This is a genomic window from Micromonospora sp. NPDC047707, assembly GCF_040704235.1.
In the GTDB taxonomy this organism is placed as follows: domain Bacteria; phylum Actinomycetota; class Actinomycetes; order Mycobacteriales; family Micromonosporaceae; genus Micromonospora.
This window is the reverse complement of record NZ_JBEYSU010000023.1, coordinates 51,386-74,964: the sequence shown is the minus strand read 5'-3', so window position 1 is coordinate 74,964 and position 23,579 is coordinate 51,386. Positions and strand designations below refer to the sequence as shown.

The 23,579-nt window shown below is 73.0% G+C and carries 16 protein-coding genes; 4 read left to right on the top strand and 12 right to left on the bottom strand.

What is annotated here, in order from left to right:
• Positions 1 to 128: 128 nt before the first annotated feature.
• Positions 129 to 1,154 (bottom strand): LacI family DNA-binding transcriptional regulator, encoded by a 1,026-nt coding sequence (locus AB0873_RS22470; protein ID WP_366601888.1) that lies wholly within the window; start codon positions 1,152 to 1,154, stop codon positions 129 to 131.
• 187 nt (positions 1,155 to 1,341) lie between these two features.
• Here AB0873_RS22470 and AB0873_RS22465 point away from each other — a divergent pair, with 187 nt between their 5' ends.
• Complete coding sequence (locus tag AB0873_RS22465) at positions 1,342 to 2,421, top strand: glycoside hydrolase family 19 protein (protein WP_366601886.1); 1,080 nt, start codon at positions 1,342 to 1,344, stop codon at positions 2,419 to 2,421.
• A 70-nt stretch (positions 2,422 to 2,491) separates the two neighbouring features.
• Here the strand turns inward: AB0873_RS22465 and AB0873_RS22460 are convergent, their stop codons facing one another.
• From AB0873_RS22460 to AB0873_RS22415, 10 genes are all read right to left on the bottom strand, one after another.
• Positions 2,492 to 3,598, bottom strand: coding sequence for a magnesium and cobalt transport protein CorA (locus AB0873_RS22460; protein ID WP_366601884.1), 1,107 nt, complete (start codon positions 3,596 to 3,598; stop codon positions 2,492 to 2,494).
• 70 nt (positions 3,599 to 3,668) lie between these two features.
• Positions 3,669 to 4,352 carry a response regulator gene (locus tag AB0873_RS22455; protein ID WP_366601882.1) on the bottom strand — a complete coding sequence of 228 codons (684 nt, stop codon included), beginning with the start codon at positions 4,350 to 4,352 and terminating at the stop codon, positions 3,669 to 3,671.
• Entirely contained in the window at positions 4,349 to 6,904 is a 2,556-nt protein-coding gene (locus AB0873_RS22450) for a DUF4118 domain-containing protein (protein WP_366601881.1), read from the bottom strand. The genes AB0873_RS22455 and AB0873_RS22450 overlap by 4 nt, the downstream gene beginning before the upstream one ends.
• Positions 6,905 to 6,977: 73 nt before the next feature.
• On the bottom strand, positions 6,978 to 7,859 hold the full coding sequence (locus tag AB0873_RS22445; RefSeq protein WP_366601879.1) for a potassium-transporting ATPase subunit C: 882 nt from the start codon (positions 7,857 to 7,859) through the stop codon (positions 6,978 to 6,980).
• The gene (kdpB, locus tag AB0873_RS22440) at positions 7,859 to 9,946 is read right to left on the bottom strand and encodes a potassium-transporting ATPase subunit KdpB (protein WP_366601917.1); all 2,088 of its coding nucleotides are present in this window, start codon (positions 9,944 to 9,946) and stop codon (positions 7,859 to 7,861) included. The genes AB0873_RS22445 and kdpB overlap by 1 nt, the downstream gene beginning before the upstream one ends.
• A 128-nt stretch (positions 9,947 to 10,074) precedes the next feature.
• Positions 10,075 to 11,730 carry a potassium-transporting ATPase subunit KdpA gene (gene kdpA, locus AB0873_RS22435; RefSeq protein WP_366601877.1) on the bottom strand — a complete coding sequence of 552 codons (1,656 nt, stop codon included), beginning with the start codon at positions 11,728 to 11,730 and terminating at the stop codon, positions 10,075 to 10,077.
• A complete protein-coding gene (gene kdpF / locus AB0873_RS22430) occupies positions 11,730 to 11,819 on the bottom strand; it encodes a K(+)-transporting ATPase subunit F (RefSeq protein WP_366601876.1) in 90 nt (29 codons plus the stop codon). The genes kdpA and kdpF overlap by 1 nt, the downstream gene beginning before the upstream one ends.
• On the bottom strand, positions 11,816 to 12,073 hold the full coding sequence (locus AB0873_RS22425) for a hypothetical protein (protein ID WP_366601875.1): 258 nt from the start codon (positions 12,071 to 12,073) through the stop codon (positions 11,816 to 11,818). The genes kdpF and AB0873_RS22425 overlap by 4 nt, the downstream gene beginning before the upstream one ends.
• Complete coding sequence (locus AB0873_RS22420; RefSeq protein ID WP_366601873.1) at positions 12,066 to 13,277, bottom strand: FUSC family protein; 1,212 nt, start codon at positions 13,275 to 13,277, stop codon at positions 12,066 to 12,068. Before AB0873_RS22420 ends, AB0873_RS22425 begins: the two co-directional genes overlap by 8 nt.
• A 73-nt stretch (positions 13,278 to 13,350) precedes the next feature.
• Positions 13,351 to 15,429, bottom strand: a complete 2,079-nt coding sequence (locus tag AB0873_RS22415) for an amino acid transporter (RefSeq protein WP_366601871.1) — start codon at positions 15,427 to 15,429, stop codon at positions 13,351 to 13,353.
• Between the two features lie 181 nt (positions 15,430 to 15,610).
• Here AB0873_RS22415 and AB0873_RS22410 point away from each other — a divergent pair, with 181 nt between their 5' ends.
• Complete coding sequence (locus AB0873_RS22410; protein WP_366601869.1) at positions 15,611 to 16,162, top strand: dihydrofolate reductase family protein; 552 nt, start codon at positions 15,611 to 15,613, stop codon at positions 16,160 to 16,162.
• On the opposite strand, the gene AB0873_RS22405 is transcribed toward AB0873_RS22410, so the two are convergent.
• Positions 16,152 to 19,241: a BTAD domain-containing putative transcriptional regulator gene (locus AB0873_RS22405; protein WP_366601867.1), complete on the bottom strand. Its 3,090-nt coding sequence runs from the start codon at positions 19,239 to 19,241 to the stop codon at positions 16,152 to 16,154. The two genes, AB0873_RS22410 and AB0873_RS22405, sit on opposite strands and share 11 nt — an antisense overlap.
• An 83-nt stretch (positions 19,242 to 19,324) precedes the next feature.
• Between AB0873_RS22405 and ileS the strand changes: the two genes are divergently transcribed.
• Both ileS and AB0873_RS22395 read left to right on the top strand, forming a co-directional pair.
• On the top strand, positions 19,325 to 22,447 hold the full coding sequence (gene ileS / locus AB0873_RS22400) for an isoleucine--tRNA ligase (protein ID WP_366601865.1): 3,123 nt from the start codon (positions 19,325 to 19,327) through the stop codon (positions 22,445 to 22,447).
• 57 nt (positions 22,448 to 22,504) lie between these two features.
• The gene (locus AB0873_RS22395; RefSeq protein ID WP_155329115.1) at positions 22,505 to 23,548 is read left to right on the top strand and encodes a sodium:calcium antiporter; all 1,044 of its coding nucleotides are present in this window, start codon (positions 22,505 to 22,507) and stop codon (positions 23,546 to 23,548) included.
• Positions 23,549 to 23,579 lie beyond the last annotated feature (31 nt).

The window sequence follows — 23,579 nt, the reverse complement described above, 5'->3', positions numbered from 1 at the left end:
GACGAAACGGCCGCCGACCACGAGCAGCGGTCGACGGCCGGAGCGTCGTTCAGCGGCGGGGAGGCGGTCTCCGCCGGGTGCCGGTCAGGGATCGGCGCGGCGACCGGCGGCCGCGCCGGGAAGTGCGGTCAGCGAGACCGGGACCGGCCCGGGCCCCCGCCGGGGACGGGCGCGGTGGAGCCGCGCACCACCAGCTCGGGCTCGAAGAGCAGCTCGTCGGCGAGCACTCCGCCGCCCTCGATCTGGGTGACCAGCAGGTCGACAGCCGCCTGACCCATCATCTCGATCGGCTGCCGCACCGTGGTCAGCGGCGGGTCGGTGCAGGTCATGAACGCGGAGTCGTCGAAGCCCACCACGGAGACGTCGCCCGGGACCGCGCAGCCGAGCCGGCGCACGGCACGGACGGTGCCCAACGCCAGCACGTCGCTGGCACAGATGACCCCGGTGACCCCACGGCGCACCAGCTTGGTGGCCGCGACCCGGGCGCCCTCCATCGAGAAGCTGGTCCGCTCCACTTCCTGGCCCCCGTCGGCCCAGCGGGCGATCCGCGCCATCGCGGCCAACTTGCGCTGCGACGGGACATGGTCCTCCGGGCCCAGCACCATACCGATCCGCTCGTGGCCCAGCGAGCGGAGATGGCCGTGCGCCTGCTCCACCGCCACCGCGTCGTCGGTCGACACGCGGGGGAAGGTCAGCTCTTCCACGCCCGCGTTGACCAGCACGACCGGTAGCTTCCGGTCGGTCAGCCGCCGGTAGTGCTCGTGCGACGCGTCGCCCAGCGCGTACGACCCGCCGGCGAAGATGATCCCGGAGACCTGGTGGTCCAGCAGCATGTCGACGTAGTCCGACTCGGAGACACCGCCGATGGTGCGCGCGCAGAGCGCCGGGGTGAAGCCGCGCTGGGCCAGCGAGCCGGTGACCACCTCGGCCAGCGCCGGGAAGATCGGATTCTGCAGTTCGGGGAGCACCAGCCCCACGAGCCGGGCCCGCTCTCCGCGCAGCTTGGTGGGGCGTTCGTAGCCGAGCACGTCGAGGGCGGTCAGCACGGCCGTCCGGGTCGCCTCGGACACGCCTCCACGACCGTTCAGCACCCGGCTGACGGTCGCCTCACTCACGCCCGCCTTCCGGGCCACATCGGTCAGCCGCTTCGTCACCGTTGAAAGGCTACGGCAAACAGCCGAAAGATTCGAACGGGGGATCTCGGCAGCGGCACCGGCCGAGCCGGGCCGGTCCGCCGCCACAACTTAATAGAAAAGTTTGTGAACAGTAATGCTACAGTGAGCATCGTCGATGCGCGCTCCGCGTCGTCGACCCCGTGGATCCTCAGGAAGGAGCGATCACATGTCGAGACTGCGCACCCTGCTCGCGGTGGCGGCGCTCACCGTCGCCGGTGGACTGGCGGCGATCGTCCCGTCGACCGCGGCGTCCGCCGCCGCCTGCGCGACCCCCTGGCAGTCCTCGGCCGTCTACACCGGTGGCATGCAGGTGTCCCACAACGGCCGCAACTACCAGGCGAAGTGGTGGACCCAGAACGAGGCCCCGCCGGGCACCACCGGCGTCTGGCAGGACCTGGGCACCTGCGGCGGCTCCACGCCACCGCCGGGCGGGACCTGCAACCACCCGAACTGGGTCGCCGGCACCTGGTACCCCGCCGGCAGCATCGTCCGGTACACCAACGGGCAGTACTACATCGCCGAGCACGACAACCCGGGCTACGACCCAACCATCAGCACCTGGTACTGGAACCCGTACACCTGCGGCAGCCAGCCGCCCACCGGCAACCCGCCGCCCCCCAACCCCGGCGGCTTCGTGGTCACCGAGGCCCAGTTCAACCAGATGTTCCCGGGTCGGAACCCGTTCTACACGTACTCCGGCCTCGTCGCCGCCCTGAGCGCCTACCCGGCGTTCACGAAGACCGGCAGCACCACCGTGCAACGGCAGGAGGCCGCGGCGTTCCTGGCGAACGTGCACCACGAGACGGGCGGGCTCGTCCACATCGTCGAGCAGAACACGAACAACTACCCGCACTACTGCGACCGGAGCCAGCCGTACGGCTGCCCCGCCGGCCAGGCCGCCTACTACGGGCGCGGGCCGATCCAGCTGAGCTGGAACTTCAACTACAACGCCGCCGGCAACGCCCTCGGGCTGCCTCTGCTGACCAACCCGTGGCTGGTGCAGAACGACGCGGCGGTGGCCTGGAAGACCGCCATCTGGTACTGGATGACCCAGAACGGGCCCGGCCGGATGACCGCCCACACCGCGATGGTCACCGGCGCCGGGTTCGGCGAGACCATCCGCAGCATCAACGGCGCGATCGAGTGCAACGGCGGCAACCCCGCCCAGGTGCAGAGCCGCGTCAACCGGTACCAGCAGTTCGTCGGTGTCCTCGGCGTACCCGCCGGAGCGAACCTGTACTGCTGACCAGCGATCCGGGCCCCGCTGCACCGCACCCCCTCGGCGGCGGGGCCCGCACCCGCCCGGCCCCGGCTGGTCACAGCCAGTCGCGACGCTTGAAGACCAGGTACAGGGTGACGCAGACCAGCACCATCAGCCCGAGCGCGAACGGGTACCCGTACCGCCAGTCGAGTTCGGGCATGACCGCGAAGTTCATGCCGTAGACGGTGCCGATGAGGGTCGGCGCGAACAGGATGGCCGCCCAGGCGGACACCCGCTTCAGCTCCTCGTTCTGCTCGTAGCTGGCGGCGGTCAGGCTGCGCATCTCCTCGTTCTGCGCCTGCGTGACCAGGGTGGCGTTGACCGTGAGAATGTTCTGCAACAGGTGCCGGAAGCCGTCGACGCGTTCGACCACCTGGGTGAGATGGTCGGCCACGTCGCGCAGCCGCCGGCGCAGTTCCTCGTCGGTGCCGTACTGGTCGAACCCGGCGATGAGCGCGTCGAGGACGCCGAGCAACGGCCGGGCCGCCCGCTGGAACACGACGACCTCCCGGCTCAGCCCGTAGATGCGGCGGCTGGCGTTGGGGTCGCCGCCGAACACCTGGGTCTCGATCTCGTCGATGTCGTTCTCCAGTCCCGCGACGACCGGGGCGTACCCGTCGACGACCTGGTCGAGTACGGCGTAGAGGACCGCTTCCGGCCCGAGCGTGAGGACCTGCGGCTCGGCCTCCATCCGCCGGCGGACCGCGACCAGGTCGGGCGCCTCGCCGTGCCGGACGGTGATGACGAAGCCCGGCCCAATGAACAGGTGCAGCTCACTGAACTCCACCTCCTCCCGGACGTCGACGTAGCGGGCGGCGCGGAGCACGACGAACAGGGTGTCGCCGTAGCGCTCCAGCTTGGGCCGCTGGTGCGCGTTGATGGCGTCCTCGACGGCCAGTTCGTGGAGTTGGAACTCGTGGGCCAGCGAGTGGATCTGGCCCCGGCCGGGCCGGTAGAGCCCGATCCAGGCCATCGCGTCGCCGAGTTCCTGAAGGCACCGGTACGTGTCGGCGAGGTTCGCCGGCGTGGCGTGGCGGCGACCCCGGAGGTACACGGCGCTGTCGACGAGGCCGCCCCGGCCGGGCGTCTCGCGGCCGGGCTCGTGCTCGTCGAGACGCCGCCCGAACCCCCCGGTCGAACGGGACCATCCGTTCCCGCCCATGCCCCTCCCGGATGTCCCGCCCCGACCGGCCGGGGATCCCCGCTCCGGGACCACTCAAACCGGGGCGTGGTCAGGGCCGGAACCGGTAGCCCATGCCGGGTTCGGTGATGAGGTGCCGGGGGCGGGCCGGGTCGTCCTCCAGCTTGCGCCGCAGCTGGGCCATGTACTGGCGCAGGTAGTTCGTCTCGTTCTGGTACTCCGGCCCCCACACGTCGTGCAGGAGCTGCCGCTGGCTGACCAGCTTGCCGGGGTTGCGGAGCAGCTTCTCCAGCACACCCCACTGGGTGGGGGTGAGCTTGACCTCCGTGCCGTCGTCACTGGTCACCGCGTGGTCGGCCAGGTCGACGGTGTGCCGGCCGACCCGCACGCTGGCGCTGGCCGGCTCGGTGCCGGCACCGAGCCGCCGGGTGACGGCACGGATCCGCGCCAGCAGCTCGTCCACCCCGAACGGCTTGGTGACGTAGTCGTCGGCGCCGGCGTCGAGCGCGGCCACCTTGTCCTCGCTGCCGGCGCGGCCGGAGAGCACGATGATCGGCACGGTGGTCCAGCCGCGGAGGCCGCGGATGACCTCGATGCCGTCCAGGTCGGGCAGGCCGAGGTCGAGCACGACCAGGTCGGGCGGATGGCTGGCGGCGGCCTTCAGCGCTGCGGTGCCGGTGGCGGCCACCTCGACGTCGTACCGGCGGGCGCGCAGGTTGATGTGCAGCGCGCGCAGGATCTGGGGTTCGTCGTCGACGACCAGGATGCGGGTCATTCCGGTGGCCCTCCGGACGTGCCGGTGTCGGTGGCGGCCGGCAGCCGCAGCACCATGGTGAGTCCTCCTCCGGGCGTGGTCTCCGGGGTGATGCTGCCACGCATCGCCTCGGCGAGACCCCGGGACAGCGCGAGTCCGAGGCCGACGCCCGTCTGGTTGTCCCGGTCGCCGAGCCGCTGGAACGGCAGGAAGACGTGCTCCCACTGGTCCTCGGGAATGCCGGAGCCGGTGTCGATGACCCGCAGCTCGACCTGCCCGGCGTGGGCGCTGCCGGTGATCGTGGGTGGTTGGCCGGGCGGGCTGTGCCGCAGGGCGTTGGCCACGAGGTTGACCAGGACGCGTTCGAGCAGGCCGGGGTCGGCGAGCGCGGCGGGCAGGTGGGCCGGGATGTCGGTCACCACGTCGGCGGCCACCGGCCCGAGCTCGTCCAGCGCCCGGGGGACGGCGTCCTCCAGCCCGACGGCGACCGGGCGAACGCCGAGGGCACCGGCCTGGAGGCGGCTCATGTCCAGCAGGTTCGACACCAGGCGGGCCAGCCGGTCCAGGGACTCCTCGGCGGTGGCGAGCAGCTCCGCCCGGTCCGCCTCGTCGAACTCCACGTCGGGGCTGCGCAGGCTGGTCACCGCCGCCTTCGCCGAGGCCAGCGGCGTACGCAGGTCGTGGCTGACCGCGGCGAGCAGCGCGGTCCGCATCCGGTCGGCCTCGGCGAGCGGCCGGGCGGCGGCGGCCTCCTCGGCCAGCCGCTCCTGCCGCAGGGCGACGGCGGCCTGCGCGGCGAACGCCTCCACGATCCGCCGGTCGGCGGCCTCCAGCCGGCGGCCGCAGAGCACGACGGTGAGCCGGTCGTCCACCGGCACGGCGGTCTCGCCCGACCCGGGATTCGTCGCGGGGGCCTCGCCGACGCTCGCCACGACCCGCCACGCGCCCTCGTCGCGGGCCCGGCCCGGCCGGCCCTCGGTGGCCTCCACCGACTCCAGGACGCTGACCGAGCGCAGCGCGAACGTCTCGCGCAGCCGGTCCAGCAGGGCCGGTAGCGCCCGCTCCCCGCGCAGCACGCTGCCGGCCACGGTGGCGAGGGTCTGCGCGTCGGCCGACGCGCGGGCCGCCTCCCGGGTACGCCGGGCCGCGACGTCGACGATCCAGCTGACCGCGATGGCCACGCCGACGAAGACGGCGAGGGCGAGCAGGTTGTCCACCTCGGCGATGGTCAGCGTGTTGACGGGCGGGGTGAAGAACCAGTTGAGCAGCAGGGAACTCCCGAGCGCGGCGATCAGCGCCGGCCACCGGCCGCCGACCAGCGCGACGCCGACCACGGCGGCGAGGAAGATCAGGATGTCGTTGGTGAGGGTGATGTCCGGCAGCGCCCGGAGCAGCAGCGTGAGCAGCGGCATGCCCAGCCCGGCCAGCGCGAAGCCGAGCATCCGCCGCCGCCGGGACAGCGCCGCCGGCACCCCGGCCGCCCGCCGGCCCCGGCCGGCCTCGGCGTGGGTCACCAGGTGGACGTCGATCGACCCGGACAGCGCCGTCGTGGTCACCCCGACACCGCGTGCGAAGACCTGCGCGAACCGGCCGCGCCGGCTCGCGCCGAGCACGAGCTGGGTGGCGTTGACACCGCGGGCGAAGTCCAGCAGCGCGGCCGGGATGTCGGTGCCGAGAACCTGGTGGTACGTGCCGCCGAGGCTCTCCACGAGCACCCGCTGCCGGGCGAGCTGGGCCGGGTCCGCGCCGGCCAGCCCGTCGCTGCGGGCGACGTGCACGGCCAGCAGGTCCGAACCCTTGCTGCGGGCGGCGACGCGCGCGGCCCGCCGGATCAGGGTCTCCCCCTCCGGCCCCCCGGTGAGCGCCACGACCACCCGCTCCCGCGCCTCCCAGGTGGCCGAGATGCCCTGCTGGGCGCGGTACGCGTCGAGCTGCTCGTCGACCTTGTCGGCGAGCCAGAGCAGGGCCAGCTCGCGCAGCGCGGTGAGGTTGCCGACGCGGAAGTAGTTGCCGAGCGCGGCGTCGATCCGGTCGGGGCGGTAGATGTTGCCGTGCGCCATCCGCCGGCGCAGCGCCTCCGGCGTCATGTCGACCAGTTCGACCTGCTCGGCGGCGCGGACGACGGCGTCCGGGACGGTCTCCCGCTGGGTGGTGCCGGTGATCTGGGCGACGACGTCGTTGAGCGACTCCAGGTGCTGGATGTTGACCGTGGAGAGGACGGTGATCCCGGCGTCCAGCAGTTCCTGGATGTCCTGCCAGCGCTTCTCGTTGCGGGATCCGGGCACGTTGGTGTGCGCCAGCTCGTCGACGACCGCCACCTCGGGTCGCCGGGCGAGCACCGCGTCCAGGTCCATCTCGGTGAACTCGGCGCCCCGGTGGGTCATCGTGCGCCGGGGGACCTGCTCCAGGTCGCCGATCATCGCCGCCGTGTGCCGGCGCCCGTGGGTCTCGACGAACCCGATCACCACGTCGGTGCCGCGTTCGACGCGCCGCTGTGCCTCCTCCAGCATCGCGTACGTCTTCCCGACGCCGGGGGCGGCGCCGAGGTAGATGCGGAGTTCCCCTCGCGCCATCGCAACCCTCCCCTTCCGAAGGAAGGGCCCCTTGTTATCGCCTCTTGTATAACAAGGGGCCCTTCCAATCACCTCAACGGGCGGGGAACTCGCGGTCCAGCGCCAGGTTGAGCTCCAGGACGTTCACCCCGGGCTCGCCCATGAAGCCGAGCGACCGGCCGGTGGTGTGCGCCTCGACGAGACGCCGGACCGCCGCCGGGTCCGCGCCGCGCTCCCGGGCCACCCGCCCGACCTGGATCTCCGCGTACGCCGGGGAGATGTGCGGGTCGAGTCCGCTGCCGCTGGCGGTGACCGCGTCGGCCGGCACCGCCGGTTCGGCCGGAGCGTCGCCCCGGATCGGGGTGACCAGGCCGCCCGCGGCGACGTAGTCCTCACCGGCCCGGGCCGGCTCCACCGGCACGCCCTCGTAGCGGGTGACGAACGGAGCGGCGGGTGCGACCTGGTTGACGCTGACCACCCGGGTGACCGGGCCGGTCAGGCCGTCCCGGCGGAACACCGCCAGCACCGCGCCGACCCCGTCGGTGGTGCAGTACGGGCGCCGCCCGTCGACACCGTTCAGCTCGCCGACGGCCTTGCTGCGCTGGCACACCTGGGTGAGCAGGCTCTGCGTCGACTCCTCCGGGTCGGTGGCGACGGTGTCGACCACGCTCTCCGGGCCGAGGTTGCTGGCGGCGGTGGCGGTGGGGTCGTACCCGTCGCCGGCCGCCGAGGGGCGGGACTGGAAGTAGCGCGGGACGGGGTTGCCGTCCGCGTCGGTGAAGGACTGGCCGATCAGCGCGCTGCCGACAATCCGCCCGTCGGCGGAGACGAGCGACCCGTTCGCCTTGTCGGCGAGGCCGGGAATCCGGCCGGCGGCGACGAGGGCCAGCGGGTACGCCAGCCCGAGCAGCACGGTGAAGACGAGCAGCGCGCGCAGGGCGGCGAGGTGTTGGGCGAGCCAGGCGGGAAGGCGCATCACGAGATCCCTGGGATGAACTGGATGAGCAGGTCGATGAGCTTGATGCCGACGAACGGCATCACGATGCCGCCGAGGCCGTAGACCAGCAGGTTGCGGCTGAGCAGCTTCGACGCGGACGCCGGCCGGTACCGGACGCCGCGCAGGGCCAGCGGGATCAGCGCGACGATGACGATCGCGTTGAAGATGACCGCCGCGAGGATCGCCGACTCCGGGCTGGACAGCCGCATGATGTTCAGCGCGTCCAGGCTCGGGTAGATGCCGGCGAACATGGCCGGGATGATCGCGAAGTACTTCGCGATGTCGTTGGCTATGGAGAAGGTGGTCAGCGCACCCCGGGTGATCAGCAACTGCTTGCCGATCTCCACGATCTCGATCAGCTTGGTCGGGTCGGAGTCGAGGTCGACCATGTTGCCGGCCTCCTTGGCGGCCGACGTGCCGGTGTTCATGGCGACGCCGACGTCGGCCTGGGCGAGCGCCGGCGCGTCGTTGGTGCCGTCGCCGGTCATCGCGACCAGCCGGCCGCCCTCCTGCTCCTTGCGGATCAGGGCGAGCTTGTCCTCCGGGGTGGCCTCGGCGAGGAAGTCGTCGACGCCCGCCTCGTCGGCGATCGCCCGGGCGGTACGCGGGTTGTCACCGGTGATCATCACGGTCCGGATGCCCATCCGGCGCATCTCGTCGAACCGCTCCCGCATGCCGGCCTTCACCACGTCCTTGAGGTGGATGACGCCGAGGGCGCGGGCCGGCTGGCCGGCGGGGTGCTCGGCGACCACCAGCGGGGTGCCGCCGATGCCGCTGATCTCGTCGACGAGCTGGCCGACCTGCTCGGTGGGGTGGCCGCCGTGCTCGCGTACCCACTTCATGACCGCCGCGGCGGCGCCCTTGCGGATCCGGCGGACACCGCCGTCGACGCTCCCGGCCGCGAGGTCGACGCCGCTCATCCGGGTCTGCGCGGTGAACGGCACGAAGGTGGCGTGCGGGATCAGGCCCGGTTCCCGCTCGCGCAGGCCGAACTCGTTCTTGGCGAGCACGACCACGGAGCGCCCCTCGGGGGTCTCGTCGGCCAGGCTGGACAGCTGCGCGGCGTCGGCCACGGTGGCCGCGTCCACGCCCTCGACCGGGACGAACTCGGCGGCCTGCCGGTTGCCCAGGGTGATGGTGCCGGTCTTGTCCAGCAGCAGGGTGTTGACGTCACCGGCGGCCTCGACCGCCCGGCCGCTCATCGCGAGGACGTTGCGCTGCACGAGGCGGTCCATCCCGGCGATGCCGATGGCCGAGAGCAGCGCCCCGATCGTGGTGGGGATCAGGCAGACCAGCAGGGACACCAGCACGATGCCGCTGACCCCGGCGTCGGTGATCGCCTGGGTGTCGGGGGACCCGCCCTGGTAGCCCTTGGAAAAGATCGCGAGGGGCTGGAGGGTCACCACGGCCAACAGGAAGATGATCGTGAGCGCGGCGAGCAGGATGTTCAGCGCGATCTCGTTCGGCGTCTTCTGCCGGTTGGCCCCCTCCACCAGATTGATCATCCGGTCGATGAAGCTCTCCCCGGGCTTCTGCGTGATCTTCACGACGATCCGGTCCGAGAGGACCTTGGTGCCGCCGGTGACCGCGCTCCGGTCGCCGCCGGATTCCCGGATCACCGGGGCGGACTCGCCGGTGATGGCCGACTCGTCGACGCTGGCGATGCCCTCGACCACGTCGCCGTCACCGGGGATGATGTCGCCGGCCTCCACCAGGACGATGTCGCCCTGCCTGAGGTCGGGCGCGGGGACGGCCTCCTCCCGGTAACCGTTGGCCCGGGCGCCCGGCGTCCAACCGATCAGCCGGGTGGCGATGGTGTCCGTCTTCGCCTTGCGCAGCGCGGCGGCCTGCGCCTTGCCGCGGCCCTCGGCGACCGCCTCGGCGAGGTTGGCGAAGAGCACGGTCAGCCAGAGCCACACGGTGACGGCGATCGCGAACACGGTCGGGTCGGTCACCGCGAGCACCGTGGTGAAGCCGGCGCCGATCTCGACGATCAGCATCACCGGGTTGCGCCACAACGTACGCGGGTCGAGCTTGCGCAGGGCGTCCGGCAACGACCTGATCATCTGCTTCGGGTCGAGCAGGCCGCCGCCGACCCGGTCGCCGTGGGTGGCCGGTGTGCCGGCGGTCGCCGCGTCGGCGGTGCCGTGCGGTGCCGGCGTGGAGGTGGTCATGTCCTTCTCTCTCATGATGGTCACAGCCCCTCAGCAAGGGGTCCGAGCGCGAGCGCGGGCAGGAAGGTCAGCGCGACGAGGATCACCGTGACGCCGACGACCATCCCGACGAACAGCGGCCGGTAGGTCGGCAGGGTGCCCTCGGAGGCGGGTACCGGCTGCTGGCGGGCCAGCGAGCCGGCCAGGGCGAGCACGAAGATGATCGGCAGGAAGCGGCCGAGCAGCATGCACAGGCCCAGCGCGGTGTTCCACCACGGCGTGTTGACGGTGATGCCGGCGAACGCGGAGCCGTTGTTGTTGCTCGCCGAGGTGAACGCGTAGAGCACCTCGGAGAGGCCGTGCGGACCCACGATGAGCGCGGTCGAGTTGTTGCCGGTGGCGAAGGCCGCCGCCGTGCCGGTCAGCACCAGGGCCGGGGTGACGAGGAAGTACAGCGACGCGAGCTTGATCTCGCGAGAGCCGATCTTCTTGCCGACGTACTCCGGGGTCCGGCCGACCATCAGGCCGGCGACGAACACGGTGATCACGGCCAGGATCAGCAGGCCGTACAGGCCGGCGCCGACGCCACCGGGCGCCACCTCGCCGAGCATCATGTTGACCAGCGGCATCATGCCGCCCAGCGCGGTGTACGAGTCGTGGAACGAGTTCACCGCGCCGGTGGAGGTGAGCGTGGTGGCGGCGGCGAAGGTGGCCGAGTTCGACACGTCGAACCGGACCTCCTTGCCCTCCAGCGCCGCGCCGACCGCCTGCGGGACGGTGCCGTCGCCGGCCAGCTCGAAGGCGTTGGTCAGGGCGATGCTGGCGATCGCCAGGATCGCCATCACCGCGGCGATCGCGTAGCCCTGCCGGTTCTGGCCGACCATCCGGCCGAAGACCCGGGGCAGGCTGAACGGGATCACCAGGATCAGGAAGATCTCCAGCCAGTTGGTCCACCTGGTCGGGTTCTCGAACGGGTGGGCGCTGTTGACGTTGTAGAAGCCGCCGCCGTTCGTACCCAGTTCCTTGATGACCTCCTGGCTGGCCACCGGGCCACCGGTGATGGTCTGGCCGCCGCCGGTCAGGGTGGTGATCTCGGTGCCGGCGGAGAGGTTCTGCACGACTCCGCCGGCCATCAGGGCCAGCGCGCCGAGCACCGAGAGGGGCAGCAGGATCCGCAGCGTGATCCGGGTCAGATCCACCCAGAAGTTGCCGAGGTCGCCGGTCCGGCGGCGAGCGAAGCCGCGGACCAGCGCGACCGCGACCGCGATGCCCACCGCGGCGGACACGAAGTTCTGCACTGCGAGACCGGCCATCTGGACCAGGTGGCCCATGGTCGACTCACCCGAGTACCACTGCCAGTTCGTGTTGGTCACGAACGACACCGCCGTGTTCCACGCGCCGTGGGTCAGCACCGGGTCGAAGCCGAGCGAGAGCCACAGGTGGTTCTGCAGCCGCATGAATCCGTACAGGAACAGGATCGAGACGGCGGAGAACGCGAGCACGCCGCGGGCGTACACGCCCCAGGACTGCTCCGCGGCCGGGTCGACCCCGACCAGGCGGTAGATGCCCCGCTCGACGCGGGACTGCCGCTGGCCGGAGACCACCCGGAACATGTGGTCGCCGAACGGCTTGTGGACGGCGACCAGCGCCACCACGAGCGAGAGGATGAACAGCACACCGGCTGTCGTCGTGGTCATCAGAAGCGCTCCGGGAACAGCAGGGCGACCACCAGGAAGACGGCCAGGCCGATCGCCAGCACCAGGCCGACGACGTTGACGGCGCTCACAGCTTCTCCACGCCCCTCACCACGAGGGCGAGCGCCGCGAACAGCGCCATCGTCACCAGCACGAACACCACGTCAGACACGTCTGACTCCTCATCGCGGAACGAATCGTCACGGCCGCCTTCCGGCCGCGCCGAGCCATTCCAACGCCGGGTGGACCGCGCCGGCACGGTCCATAACGCGACCATGACGGGGGTACGGGATTTCTTGACGCGGTTTTGACGCCCGCCGCTGATCACGTGAAGCGGGTCACGCACCGGCGCGGGAGGGTCGCCCGGACCCGGCGGTCGGCCGCATCGGACCGAAGGCGCGGCGGACCAGGCGGTTCGCCTCCTCCTGCTTCAGGCCGGTGGCGACCAGCAGGTCGCTCACCGTGGTGCGGACCTGCGCCACCACGACGGCTCCGGAGAAGCCCACGCCGGCCCGGTAGGCCTTGCCCGCCTCGCCGACCGCCCGCACCAACTGTTCCCGGGCCCGCTGGGGCTCCGCGCCACGGGTGAATTCGCGGCGCAGGACCCGCACGGCCTCGGCGAGCGAGGCGACCGCGGGCGGCATGGCCTCGGGGATCGACTCCCCGTCCTCGATCAGGGTCACGCTGCGCCGGATCAGGGTTCCGCTGTTGCGCATCGCGCGGTCGACCGGTTCCACGGCGTGGACGTACCGGTCGATCGGACCGTCCCGCCTGCCCCAGCGCACGGGCGAGAGGCTGCTCGCCTCCCTCGCCGCCTGCGCCGCCTCGGTGAACGCGCCGATCTCCTGCTTGTTGTCACGCAGCCGGTCCAGGGCGGCCTGGGCACGGCCGGCGTCCCGTTCGCGAAGCGCGGTCGTGGTGGCGTCGAGCTGCTCGGCGAGCAGGTCCAGTGCCGGCCCGCCGGCCCGGTTGATCACCCGCAGCGGGTTCAGCGGCAGCAGCACGGTGGTGACCACCAGCGCCACGGCGCCGCCGATCAGTGCGGCGTAGAAGCGGGGCAGTTCCAGGTCCGGCACCGACGGCGTGAGGGTGCCGATCAGCACCGCCGTGGCCGCCGCCTGCACCACGAAGGCCGGGCTCCGGCCGAGGAACCCGGCGACCAGGATGGCCAGGACGACGATCAGGGCGAGCTGCCACGGGCCCGTGCCGACCAGGTAGAGCAGGGCGTCGCCGACGAGGATGCCGATGGCCACCGCGAGGATCAGCTCGATCGTGCGGCGCAGCCGCTGGCCCACCGAGGCGGCCAGCGTGACGACCGCGGAGATCGGTGCGAACAGCGGCTGCGGGATGTGCAGGAGGTCGTCGGCTACCCACCAGGACAGGCCGGCGGCCAACCCGGCCTGGGTGGCCAGGCCGAGGCCGGCGCGGACCCGGCGCAGCCGCTCCGGGACCGCCGCGACCGAGTGGTGGAACACGCGGGCCACCGCCGGGGCGTCACGGTCGGTGGGCTCCGGGCCGCTGCCTCCTCTCGGCGGACCGGCGTCGGGCATGGCCGCGCCTACCCCGTCCCCGGCCTTGCAATCCCCCGCGGTGGGCCCATTCCCGGTGGGTCGGCGACGGGGGTCAGCCGACGTGGATGCCGGGACGGCGGGCCGGGTCGTGCTCCACCTTGCGGAGGATCTCCCGGACCACCGGCGGGGTGTCGCCGCGACCGAGGATCAGGTACCGCAGCAGATGGGCGACGGGGTTGCCCTCGGACCACTCGAAGTGCGCGTGCGGCCGGACGCCGGTGGCGTCGCGCAGTGCCAGCAGGATCGCCGCGATGGCGTTGGGCACGGCGGGACTCTGCACCCGGAGCACCCGGTGCCCGCCGACCGTCAGGCCGCGCACCCGCAGGACGTCGCTGAACTCCGACGGGTCGATGACCTCCACCTCGAGGAACAGGACGTCGGCGGCGCCGGGGACGGGGTTGATGCCCCGCTGGGTGCGTTCCTTGCTGTGGTACACCGCTCCGCTGACCACGTCCGGCCGGTGGGCGATCAGGTCGAGGCGACCGTCGAACTCGATCGACTCGGTGACGAAGCGGCGGGCCGGCCCGTCGAACTCGATCCGCTCGGCGCGCAGCTCGGTGGTCCGGGACACCCGGGACACGAGCGACACCACGACGATGCCGGCGATGAACATCCCGGAGATGGTGATGCCGTCCGGTTTCTCGATCACGTTCTCGACGAGCGCGTACAGCAGGACGAGGGTGAGCAACCCGAACCCGGCGGCGGCGACGCGCTGGCGCCGGCGGGCGGCGGAGATGGTCACCGCGACGGCGGCGGAGACCATCATCGCGAGGATGCCGGTGGCGTACGCGCCGGCCTGCGCGTTGACGTCCGCGCGGAACACGACCGTGATCGCGATGCTGACCAGGGTGTAGACCATCACCACGGGCCGCACCGCGCGGCCCCACTCCGGCGCCATGCCGTACGAGGGCAGGTAGCGCGGCACGATGTTGACCAGCCCGGCCATGGCCGACGCGCCGGCGAACCACAGGATCAGCACGCTGCTGATGTCGTAGACGGTGCCGAACGCCTCGCCCACGTACTCGTGCGCCACGTACGCCAGCGCCCGGCCGTTGGCCTCCCCGCCGGGCCGGAACTCGTCGGCGGGGATCAGCACCGTGGTGACGAACGTGGTCGTCACCAGGTACCCGCTCATGATGAGCGCGGCGGTGGTCAACAGGTTCCGGGTGTTGCGGATCCGCGCCTCCAGCCGGGCCCGCTCGTCCGGGCCGTCCCCCCGCACCAGCGGCATCATGCTCACCCCGGTTTCGAAGCCGGACAGGCCGAGCACGAGCAGCGGGAACGCCAGCAGCGCCGGACCGAGCACGCCGCCGATCCCCCCGGTACCGGCGGTCAACGTGTCGGTCCAGCCCGCGAGCAGGGCCGGATCGCGCGTCATCTCCGCCAACCCGACGGCCACGATGATCGCGTTCAGCAGCAGGAAGACCGCCACCAGCGGGATGGCCACGCCGACCGCCTCGTTGAACCCGAGCAGGAACACGCCGCCCAGGATCAGCAGGAGGACCACCGTGACGAGCACGGCAGCGGTGGTGCCGTGCGGGAACCCGTCGGGGAGGATCGGATTCTCCAGCAGATGCACCGTCGCGTCCGCCGAGGACAGGGTGATCGTGATGATCCACGACGTGGCCACGAAGCCCAGCAGCACCAGGACGAAGACCTTGCCCTTCCAGAACGGCAGCAGCCGTTCCAGCATCGCCACCGAGCCCTGCCCGTGCGGGCTCTCCCGCGCCACCCGCCGGTACATCGGCAGGACCCCGAGCAGCGTCAACGCCACGATCAGCAGGGTCGCCAGCGGGGACAGCGCCCCGGCCGCGAGGGCCGCGATGGCCGGCAGGTACGACAGGGTCGAGTAGTAGTCGACACCGGTCAGGCACATCACCTTCCACCAGGCGTGGGGCCGGGCGTGCGACTCGCCGGTCTCCGGACCCGCCGGCTGGACCTGGTGTTCCAGCAGCCACCGGCCGAGCCGGCTGGCGGCCGGCGCCGCGACCCGCGGCGTGTCCACGCAGGCCGGCAGCCGCAGCGGGCCGGTCCGGGAGCGCCGGCCGGCGTCGGCCACCGGAACCATCGGCCCCTCCGCCGCCGTCCGCTCACCAGACAACGGCGCGGTCGGCTCGTCACCGGGGTTCATCCACGCCTCCGTCCCGTTCCGCCGACGTGCTGGGGCGCACCCGGTCCGGTACGCGGACGGCGCCGCCGGCCCCCCGCACCCGGTACGCAGCCGAAAGCGCACCTGAAGCGGATCGTAAGCGGGCTCTGGCACTGTTCCGGGTGTCACCAGAGAGAAGGCACCGAAGCCAGGAGGAAACACCATGCGCCGGATCATCAACTCGACCTACCTCACCCTCGACGGCGTCATCGAGAACCCGGCGTGGACCATGCCGTACTTCGACGACGAGGCCTCCGCCTTCGCCGGTGAGCAGACCGACGCGGCCGACGCCCTGCTCATGGGCCGCCGCACGTACGACGGCTTCGCCGCCGCCTGGCCGAACATGGACGAGAGCGACCCCACCACCGGCGCGAAGTACTTCAACAGCGTGAAGAAGTACGTCGCCTCGACCACGCTCACCGACCCGGAGTGGAACAACACCGAGGTGCTGGCGGGCGACCTGATCGAGGCGGTCACCCGGCTGAAGGCCACCGAGGGCCGGGACATCCTGATGTACGGCTACGGCGTGGTCACCCACGCCCTGGTCCAGGCCGGTCTGGTGGACGAGGTCCGGTTCTGGATCCACCCGGTGTTCCAGGGCGGCGTGTCGGTGAGTGCCCCGCTGGGGCAGCTGCCGACGACGTTCACCCTGGCCGACAGCCGGGTCATGAAGAGCGGCGTCATCATCGCCTCGTACCGGCCGGTCAAGGGCTGACGACGGGCGCGACGACCAGGGCCCGGGCCTCGCCCGGGCTCAGGTCGTGCCCGGCCCGGTACGCGGCGGCGAAGCCGGCCGCACCGAGCACGGCGACGAGGCGGGCGGTCAGCCGGTCGGTGTCGTCCCGCTCCGCCGGCGCGACCGGCACGCCGGAGGCCGCCCGCGCGGCCGCCGCCGCCCCGAGGATGCGCGCCGCCACCGTCGGCTCCGGCACCGCCGAGGCCAGCCCGTCGAGGGCGCCGACCACGTCGAGCGGCGCGGCGATCGTCCCGGCCAGGTCGTACGCGCGGGCGTGCAGCGTGAGCGCCCGCTCCGGCTCGTCGTCCGCGACGGCGCGCCCCAGCTCGGTCAGCACCATCGGCAGGAAGACCGCGTCGTCGCCGCCGTCCTCGACCAGGCGTTCCAGGTGCGTGACGGCCAGGTCGAGCTTGCCGTCGCGGCGCGCGGCGATGCCGAGGCACAGCTCGGCGAAGACGCGGGCCGCCGGTGACCCCTGCTCGACGGCGAGCCGGTGGGCCCGCTCGGCCAGTTCCCGCGCCTGCTGGTGGTCACGGGTCTGCGTCGCGATCCACGCCAGCCAGGACAGCTTGCTGCCGACCTCCGGCCACAGGGCCAGTTCCTCGGCCCACCGCAGCCCCTCGCGGTGCAGCGCGGCGGCGCGCTCGTACTCCCCGAGCAGTTCGGCCCGGCCGCCCACCCAGTCGGTGGCCTGCAACCGGCCCCACGCGTCGCCCAGCTCGGCGAAGCTGGCCGCGGCGCGGCTGCCCTCGCGTTCCAGCGCGACGAGGTCGCTCGCGACGTGGGCCAGCCGGGCGCGCGTCACGTGGACGGCCGCGTCGACCCACGGGTCGTCGCCGGCGGCGCCGGCCCGGTTTAGCAACGCCTCGGCGGCGGCCAGCTCGCTGCGCTCGACCAGGGCGGCGGCCACGAACCAGGTGGCGCGGCTGTCGGCGTACCCGTCGAGGGCCGCCCCGACGTCGGCGGGCGGGACGGGATCGCCCTGCAGCAACGCGAACCCCACCCGCCACACCGCGGCCTCGGCGCGGGCGGCGGCGTCGCCGTCCAGCGTCAGCGCGCGGCGCGCCTCGGACAGCCGGCCGCGCAGGAACCAGTACCAGGTCATGGCGTTGGCGAGGCGCAGGCCACCGCCGTGCGCCAGCGCCGCCCGCAGGTTGGCGCCCTCGGCGTCGAGCCGGGCCAGCCACTCCCGCTGGCCGGCGCCGCGCAGCAGGGGGTCGGCGCGCTCGGCCAGCTCGGTGTGGTAAGCCGCGTGCCGCGCCCGGACGGCGTCGGCGTCGTCGAGGCGGGCCAGCGCGAACGCGGCGACCGACTCCAGCAGCCGGTAGCGCGGCTCGACGCCGGACTCGTCGAGCACCACGAGCGAGCGGTCGACCAGCCGGGTCAGCACGTCGACGTCGGCGTCGCAGACCGCCTCGGCCGCCTCCAGCGTGCACCCGTCGTGGTGGACGGCGAGGCGCGCGAGCACCACCCGTTCGTCGTCGGCCAGCAGGTCCCAGCTCCAGCCGATCACGGCGGTGAGGGTGCGCTGCCGCTCCGGCACGTCCCGCTGGGCGGTGCTGAGCAGCCGGAAGCGGTCGTCCAGCCGCGCCACCAGGCCGTCCACGCCGAGCGCGCGCACCCGCGTCGCGGCCAGCTCCAGGGCCAGCGGCAGCCCGTCGAGGCGGCGGCACAGCTGCGCGACGGCGGGCGCGGTCCGCTCGTCCAGCCGGAAGTCGCGCTGCCGGGCGGCGGCGCGGGCCGCGAACAGCCGGGCCGCGGCGGATCGCCGGACCGTCTCCAGGTCGGTGTCCCCGGCCGGGACCGGCAGGGGGCGTACCTCCCACAGCGTCTCCCCGGCCAGCCCGAGCGGTTCGCGGCTGGTCGCCAGCACGCGCACGCCGCCGGCCTCGCGCAGCAGGCGGGCCACCAGCGCGGCCGCCGCCTCGATCACGTGCTCGCAGTTGTCGAGCACCAGCAGCGCCCGCCGGTGCCGGAGCGCCGTCACCAGGTGGTCGTCGGCCGCCACGCTGGCCCCGGCGACCTCGCGTACGTCGAGCGTCGCGCGGACCAGGTCGGCGACGCCGGGCCCACCGGGCCGTAGCGCGGTCAGGTCGACCAGGTGCGTGCCGTCGGGGAACGACTGCCCCCGGGCGACCTCGGTGGCCAGCCGGGTCTTGCCGACGCCGCCCGGCCCGACGAGCGTGACGAGCCGCCGGCCGGTCACCAGCTCCCGTAGCTCGGCGAGCGCACCGGCGCGGCCGACCAGCTCGTCCATCGGCGCGGGCAGGCCGGCGTGGACCGGCGCGGGCAGGCCGGCGGGCCCCGGCGCGGGCGGGTGGGCGTCGGCCGGCGCGGAGGTCAGCGTCGGATCCTGGTCGAGGACCCGCCGGTGCAGCGCCACCAGCTCCGGCCCGGGGTCGAGGCCCAGCTCGTCGGCGAGGCGACGACGCAGGTCGGCGTAGCTCTCCAGGGCCTCCGACTGGCGGCCGGCCGCGTACAGGGCGCGGATGTGCAGCGCCCGCAGGCCCTCGCGCAGCGGGTGCCGGGCGACCAGCTCCGCCAGGTCGGCGGCGACCAGCGCGTGCTCGCCGCCGGTCAGCCGGGCCGCCGCCAGCTTCTCCTGCACCACCAGCCGGGCCTCGGCGAGGCGGGTGGCCTCGGCCCGTACCCACTCCTCGTCGGCGACGTCCGCGTACGGTTCACCCCGCCACAGCCGCAGCGCCTCGGTGAGGCTCGCCGCGTCGTCGGCGGCGGCGAGTTCGACGAACCGGTCCGCGTCGACGGCCCCGGTGCGCAGCACGTACCCCGGCGCCCGCGACTCGACCAGGTCCCGCGCGCCGGGCTCGGCGTCGTCGAGCGCCTTGCGCAGCTGCGAGACGCGCACCTGCAACGCCCCGGCCGGGTTCGCCGGTGGCGCGTCACCCCAGACGTCGTCGATCAGCCGGTCGGTCGAGACGACCCGGTTGCGGTTGGTGAGCAGGTCGGCGAGGAGCGCCCGGACCTTGGCGCCCGGCACGGTGACGGGGTCGCCCGCGTCGGTGGTGACGGCGAGCGGCCCGAGGACGCCGAACCGCATGCCGGCCACCCTACCGGGGGTGCCCGGAGCGCCCCCGGAATTACCGGCGCGGGGAACGATTCCCGGCGATAGTCTCCGGACTCATGTACCGCAGCGTCCCGAGCCAGGTCGACCTGCCCGCGCTCGACCACGAGATCCTGCGCTTCTGGCGGGAGAACGACGTCTTCGCGCGCAGTCTGGAGCAGTCGCGGGGCCGCCCGGAGTGGGTGTTCTACGAGGGGCCGCCGACCGCCAACGGGATGCCGGGCGCCCACCACATCGAGGCGCGGGTCTTCAAGGACGTGTTCCCCCGCTACCGCACGATGAAGGGCTTCCACGTCGCCCGCAAGGCGGGCTGGGACTGCCACGGCCTGCCCGTGGAGCTGGCCGTCGAGCGGGAGCTGGGCTTCACCGGCAAACGGGACATCGAGGCGTACGGCGTCGCCGAGTTCAACGCCCGCTGCCGGGAGTCGGTCACCCGGCACACGGACGCCTTCGCCGAGCTCACCGAGCGGATGGGCTACTGGGTCGACATGGCCGACGCGTACCGGACCATGGACCCGGAGTACATCGAGTCGGTCTGGTGGTCGCTCAAGCAGATCTTCGACAAGGGTCTGCTGGTCGAGGACTTCCGGGTCGCGCCGTGGTGCCCCCGCGACGAGACCGGCCTGTCGGACCACGAGCTCGCCCAGGGGTACGAGACGGTGGTCGACCCGTCGGTCTTCGTCCGTTTCCCGCTGACCTCCGGCCCGCTCGCCGACCGCGCGTCGCTGCTGGTGTGGACCACCACCCCGTGGACCCTGCCGTCGAACGTCGCGGTGGCGGTGCATCCCGACGTCCGTTACGTCGTCGCGACCGACGGCGACGAGCAGCTCGTCGTCGCCGAGCCGCTGCTCGCGTCCGCGCTCGGCGACGGGTGGGACCTCACCGGGGAGTCCTTCCGCGGCAAGGAGCTGGACCGGTGGACCTACCGGCCGCCGTTCACGCTGGTCGACGTCCCGGACGCGCACATCGTCGTCCTGGCGTCGTACGTGACGACGGACAGCGGCACCGGCCTGGTCCACCAGGCGCCCGCCTTCGGCGCGGACGACCTGGCCACCAGCCGCGCGTACGGCCTGCCGATGGTCAACCCGGTCCGCCCCGACGGCCGCTTCCAGCCGGACCTGCCGCTGGTCGGCGAGCTGTTCTTCAAGGCGGCCGACCGGCCGCTGGTCGAGGACCTCGCGGCCCGGGGGCTGCTGTTCCGGGAGGTCCCGTACGAGCACAGCTACCCGCACTGCTGGCGCTGCCACACGGCGCTCATCTACTACGCCCAGCCGTCCTGGTACATCCGGACCACGGCGGTCCGGGACGCGCTGCTGCGGGAGAACGAGCGGACCAGCTGGCACCCGGCGACGGTGAAGCACGGCCGGTACGGCGACTGGCTCGCCAACAACGTCGACTGGGCGCTGTCCCGGCGCCGCTACTGGGGCACGCCGCTGCCGATCTGGCGGTGCCCGGAGGGGCACCTGACCTGCGTCGGCTCGCTGGCCGAGCTGGGCGAGCTGACTGGCACCGACCTGACCGGGCTGGACCCGCACCGGCCGTACATCGACGAGGTGACCTTCGGGTGCCGGTGCGGTGCGACCGCCCGCCGGGTGGAGGAGGTCATCGACGCCTGGTACGACTCGGGCGCCATGCCGTTCGCGCAGTTCGGCCACCCGTACCGGGGTGCCGACACGTTCGCCGAGCGGTACCCGGCGCAGTTCATCTCGGAGGCCATCGACCAGACGCGCGGCTGGTTCTACACCCTCATGGCGGTGGGGACGCTGGTCTTCGACCGCTCGCCGTACGAGACCGTGGTCTGCCTGGGCCACATCCTGGCCGAGGACGGCCGGAAGATGTCCAAGCACCTCGGCAACATCCTGGAGCCGATCCCGCTGCTGGACCGGCACGGCGCCGACGCCGTGCGCTGGTTCATGGCGTCGGTCGGGTCGCCGTGGTCGGCCCGCCGGGTCGGGCACACGGCCCTCCAGGAGGTGGTCCGGAAGATCCTGCTGACCTACTGGAACACGGTGGCCTTCCAGGCTCTGTACGGCCGTACCGCCGGGTGGTCCCCGTCGGCCGCCGACCCGGCACCCGCCGACCGGCCGGTCCTCGACCGGTGGCTGCTCTCCGAGCTGAACATCCTGGTCCGGCAGGTCGACGCCGCGATGGCGGGGTTCGACACCCAGCAGGCCGGCCGGCTGCTGGCGGGCTTCATCGACGACCTGTCGAACTGGTACGTCCGGCGCAGCCGGCGGCGCTTCTGGCGGGGCGACCGGGCGGCCCTCGCCACCCTGCACGAGGCGCTGTCCACCCTCACCCTGCTGCTGGCGCCGCTCACCCCGTTCGTCGCCGAGCGGGTCTGGCAGGACCTGGTGGTGCCGGTCGGCCCGGACGCCGCGCCATCGGTGCACCTGGCCGCGTACCCGGTGGTCGACGAGGCGCTGGTCGATCCGGTGCTGTCGACGCGGATGGCCCTGGCCCGCCGGCTGGTCGAGTTGGGCCGGGCGGCCCGGGCCGACTCCGGGATGAAGGTACGCCAGCCGCTGTCCCGGGCGCTCGCCTCGGCCCCCGGCTTCGCGGAGCTGCCGCCGGACCTGCTGGCGGAGATCGCGGCCGAGTTGAACGTCGGGTCGGTCGCCGCGCTGGGCGGGGCGGGCGACTCACTGGTCGACACGACCGCGAAGGCGAACTTCCGTACGCTCGGCCGGCGGTTCGGCAAGGCGGTGCAGCAGGTGGCCGCGGTCATCGCCGCCGTCGACCCGAATGCGCTCAAGGAGTCCCTCCGGGAGAGCGGTACGGCGACGGTCGTGGTGGACGGCGAGCCGGTGACACTCAGCCCCGACGATGTCGTGGTGACCGAGACTCCCCGCGCCGGCTGGGCGGTGGCCGGTGAGGCGGGGGCGACGTTGGCCCTGGACCTGCACCTCACGCCCGAGTTGCGCCGGGCGGGGGCGGCCCGCGAGGCCGTCCGGCTGATCCAGGAGGCCCGCAAGAGCAGCGGCCTGGAGGTGACCGACCGGATCCGGCTGCGGTACCGGGCCGACCGGGATGAGACGGCGCTGGCCCTCGCGGAGCACCGCGACCTGGTCGCCGAGGAGGTGCTGGCGGCCGACTGCGCCGAGGGCGAGCCGGCCTGGCCGGATGACGTGCCGTTCACCGACGACGCGCTCGGCCTGACCTTCTGGCTCACCCGAGCCTAGGCCGGACATTTCCGGTCAACCGGGATTCGGCCGGGTAGTTGTGGGAACCCCCGGCCGGTGCCGGGGCTTCTGACCAGTCTGCCCTGGCCACCGGGGCTCAGCATCGCGGTGTTCGGCGTCGCCGGCGCGCTCACGGTGGTCGGGAGCATCCGCCTGGTCACCCTGGGCGACACCCTCGCCGACCGGACCGGCTGGGGCGAGGCGTTCTTCGGCGCGGTCTTCTTCGGCCTGGCGACCTCGCTGTCCGGCATCGTGATGACCGCCGTGAGCGCCGTCGCCGAGCAACCGCAACTCGCGTACGGCAACTCCGTGGGCGGTATCGCGGCCCAGACCACCGCCGTCGCCGTGGCGGACGCCTTCCACCGCCGGGTCAACCTGGAGCACGCCGCGGCTTCGCTGTCGAACGTGCTGTTCGGCGCCCTGCTCATCGCGCTGCTCGCGCTGGCCCTGCTCGGGAGCTTCGCCCCGGACGTCACTGTCGGCGGCCTGCACCCGGCCTCCTTCGCCATGGCCGGCGCCTACCTCGGCGGGCTGCACCTGATCCGCCGTTCGGGAACGAATCCGCTGTGGGAGGCCGTGGCCACCACCGAGACGCTGCCGGACGTCCCGCACGATCACGGCCGCCTCGACCGGACCAGCGCGACCGGGCTCTGGGTCCGGTTCGCCGCGGTCGGCCTGCTCGTCTCGGTGGGCGGCTGGGCCATCGCACGGGCCGCCGAGAGCCTGGTCATGGTCACCGGCCTCAGCGCGGGCTTCGTCGGGGCGATCCTCATGGGCGCGGTGAACGCCCTGCCGGAGACGGTCACCGCCGTGGCGGCGGTCCGCCGGGGCGCGCCCACCCTGGCCATCGCCGCCGTCCTCGGCGGCAACAGCCTCGACGCCCTCAACCTGATCGTCGGCGACGCCTTCTACCGCGGCGGCTCGATCTACCACACCGCCGGGCCCGACGAGCTGTTCGTCACCGCCAGCGCCCTGTTCATGACGGCGGTCCTGCTCGGCGGCCTGCTCGTCCGGCAGGCCTGCGGCTGGGGGCGGCTCGGCTTCGAGGGCGTCCTGCTGCTGTCCGGCTACGCCGCCATGACGATCATCCTCGCGGTGTGACCGACGGGGTGGGCGGCACCGGGCGGCAGCG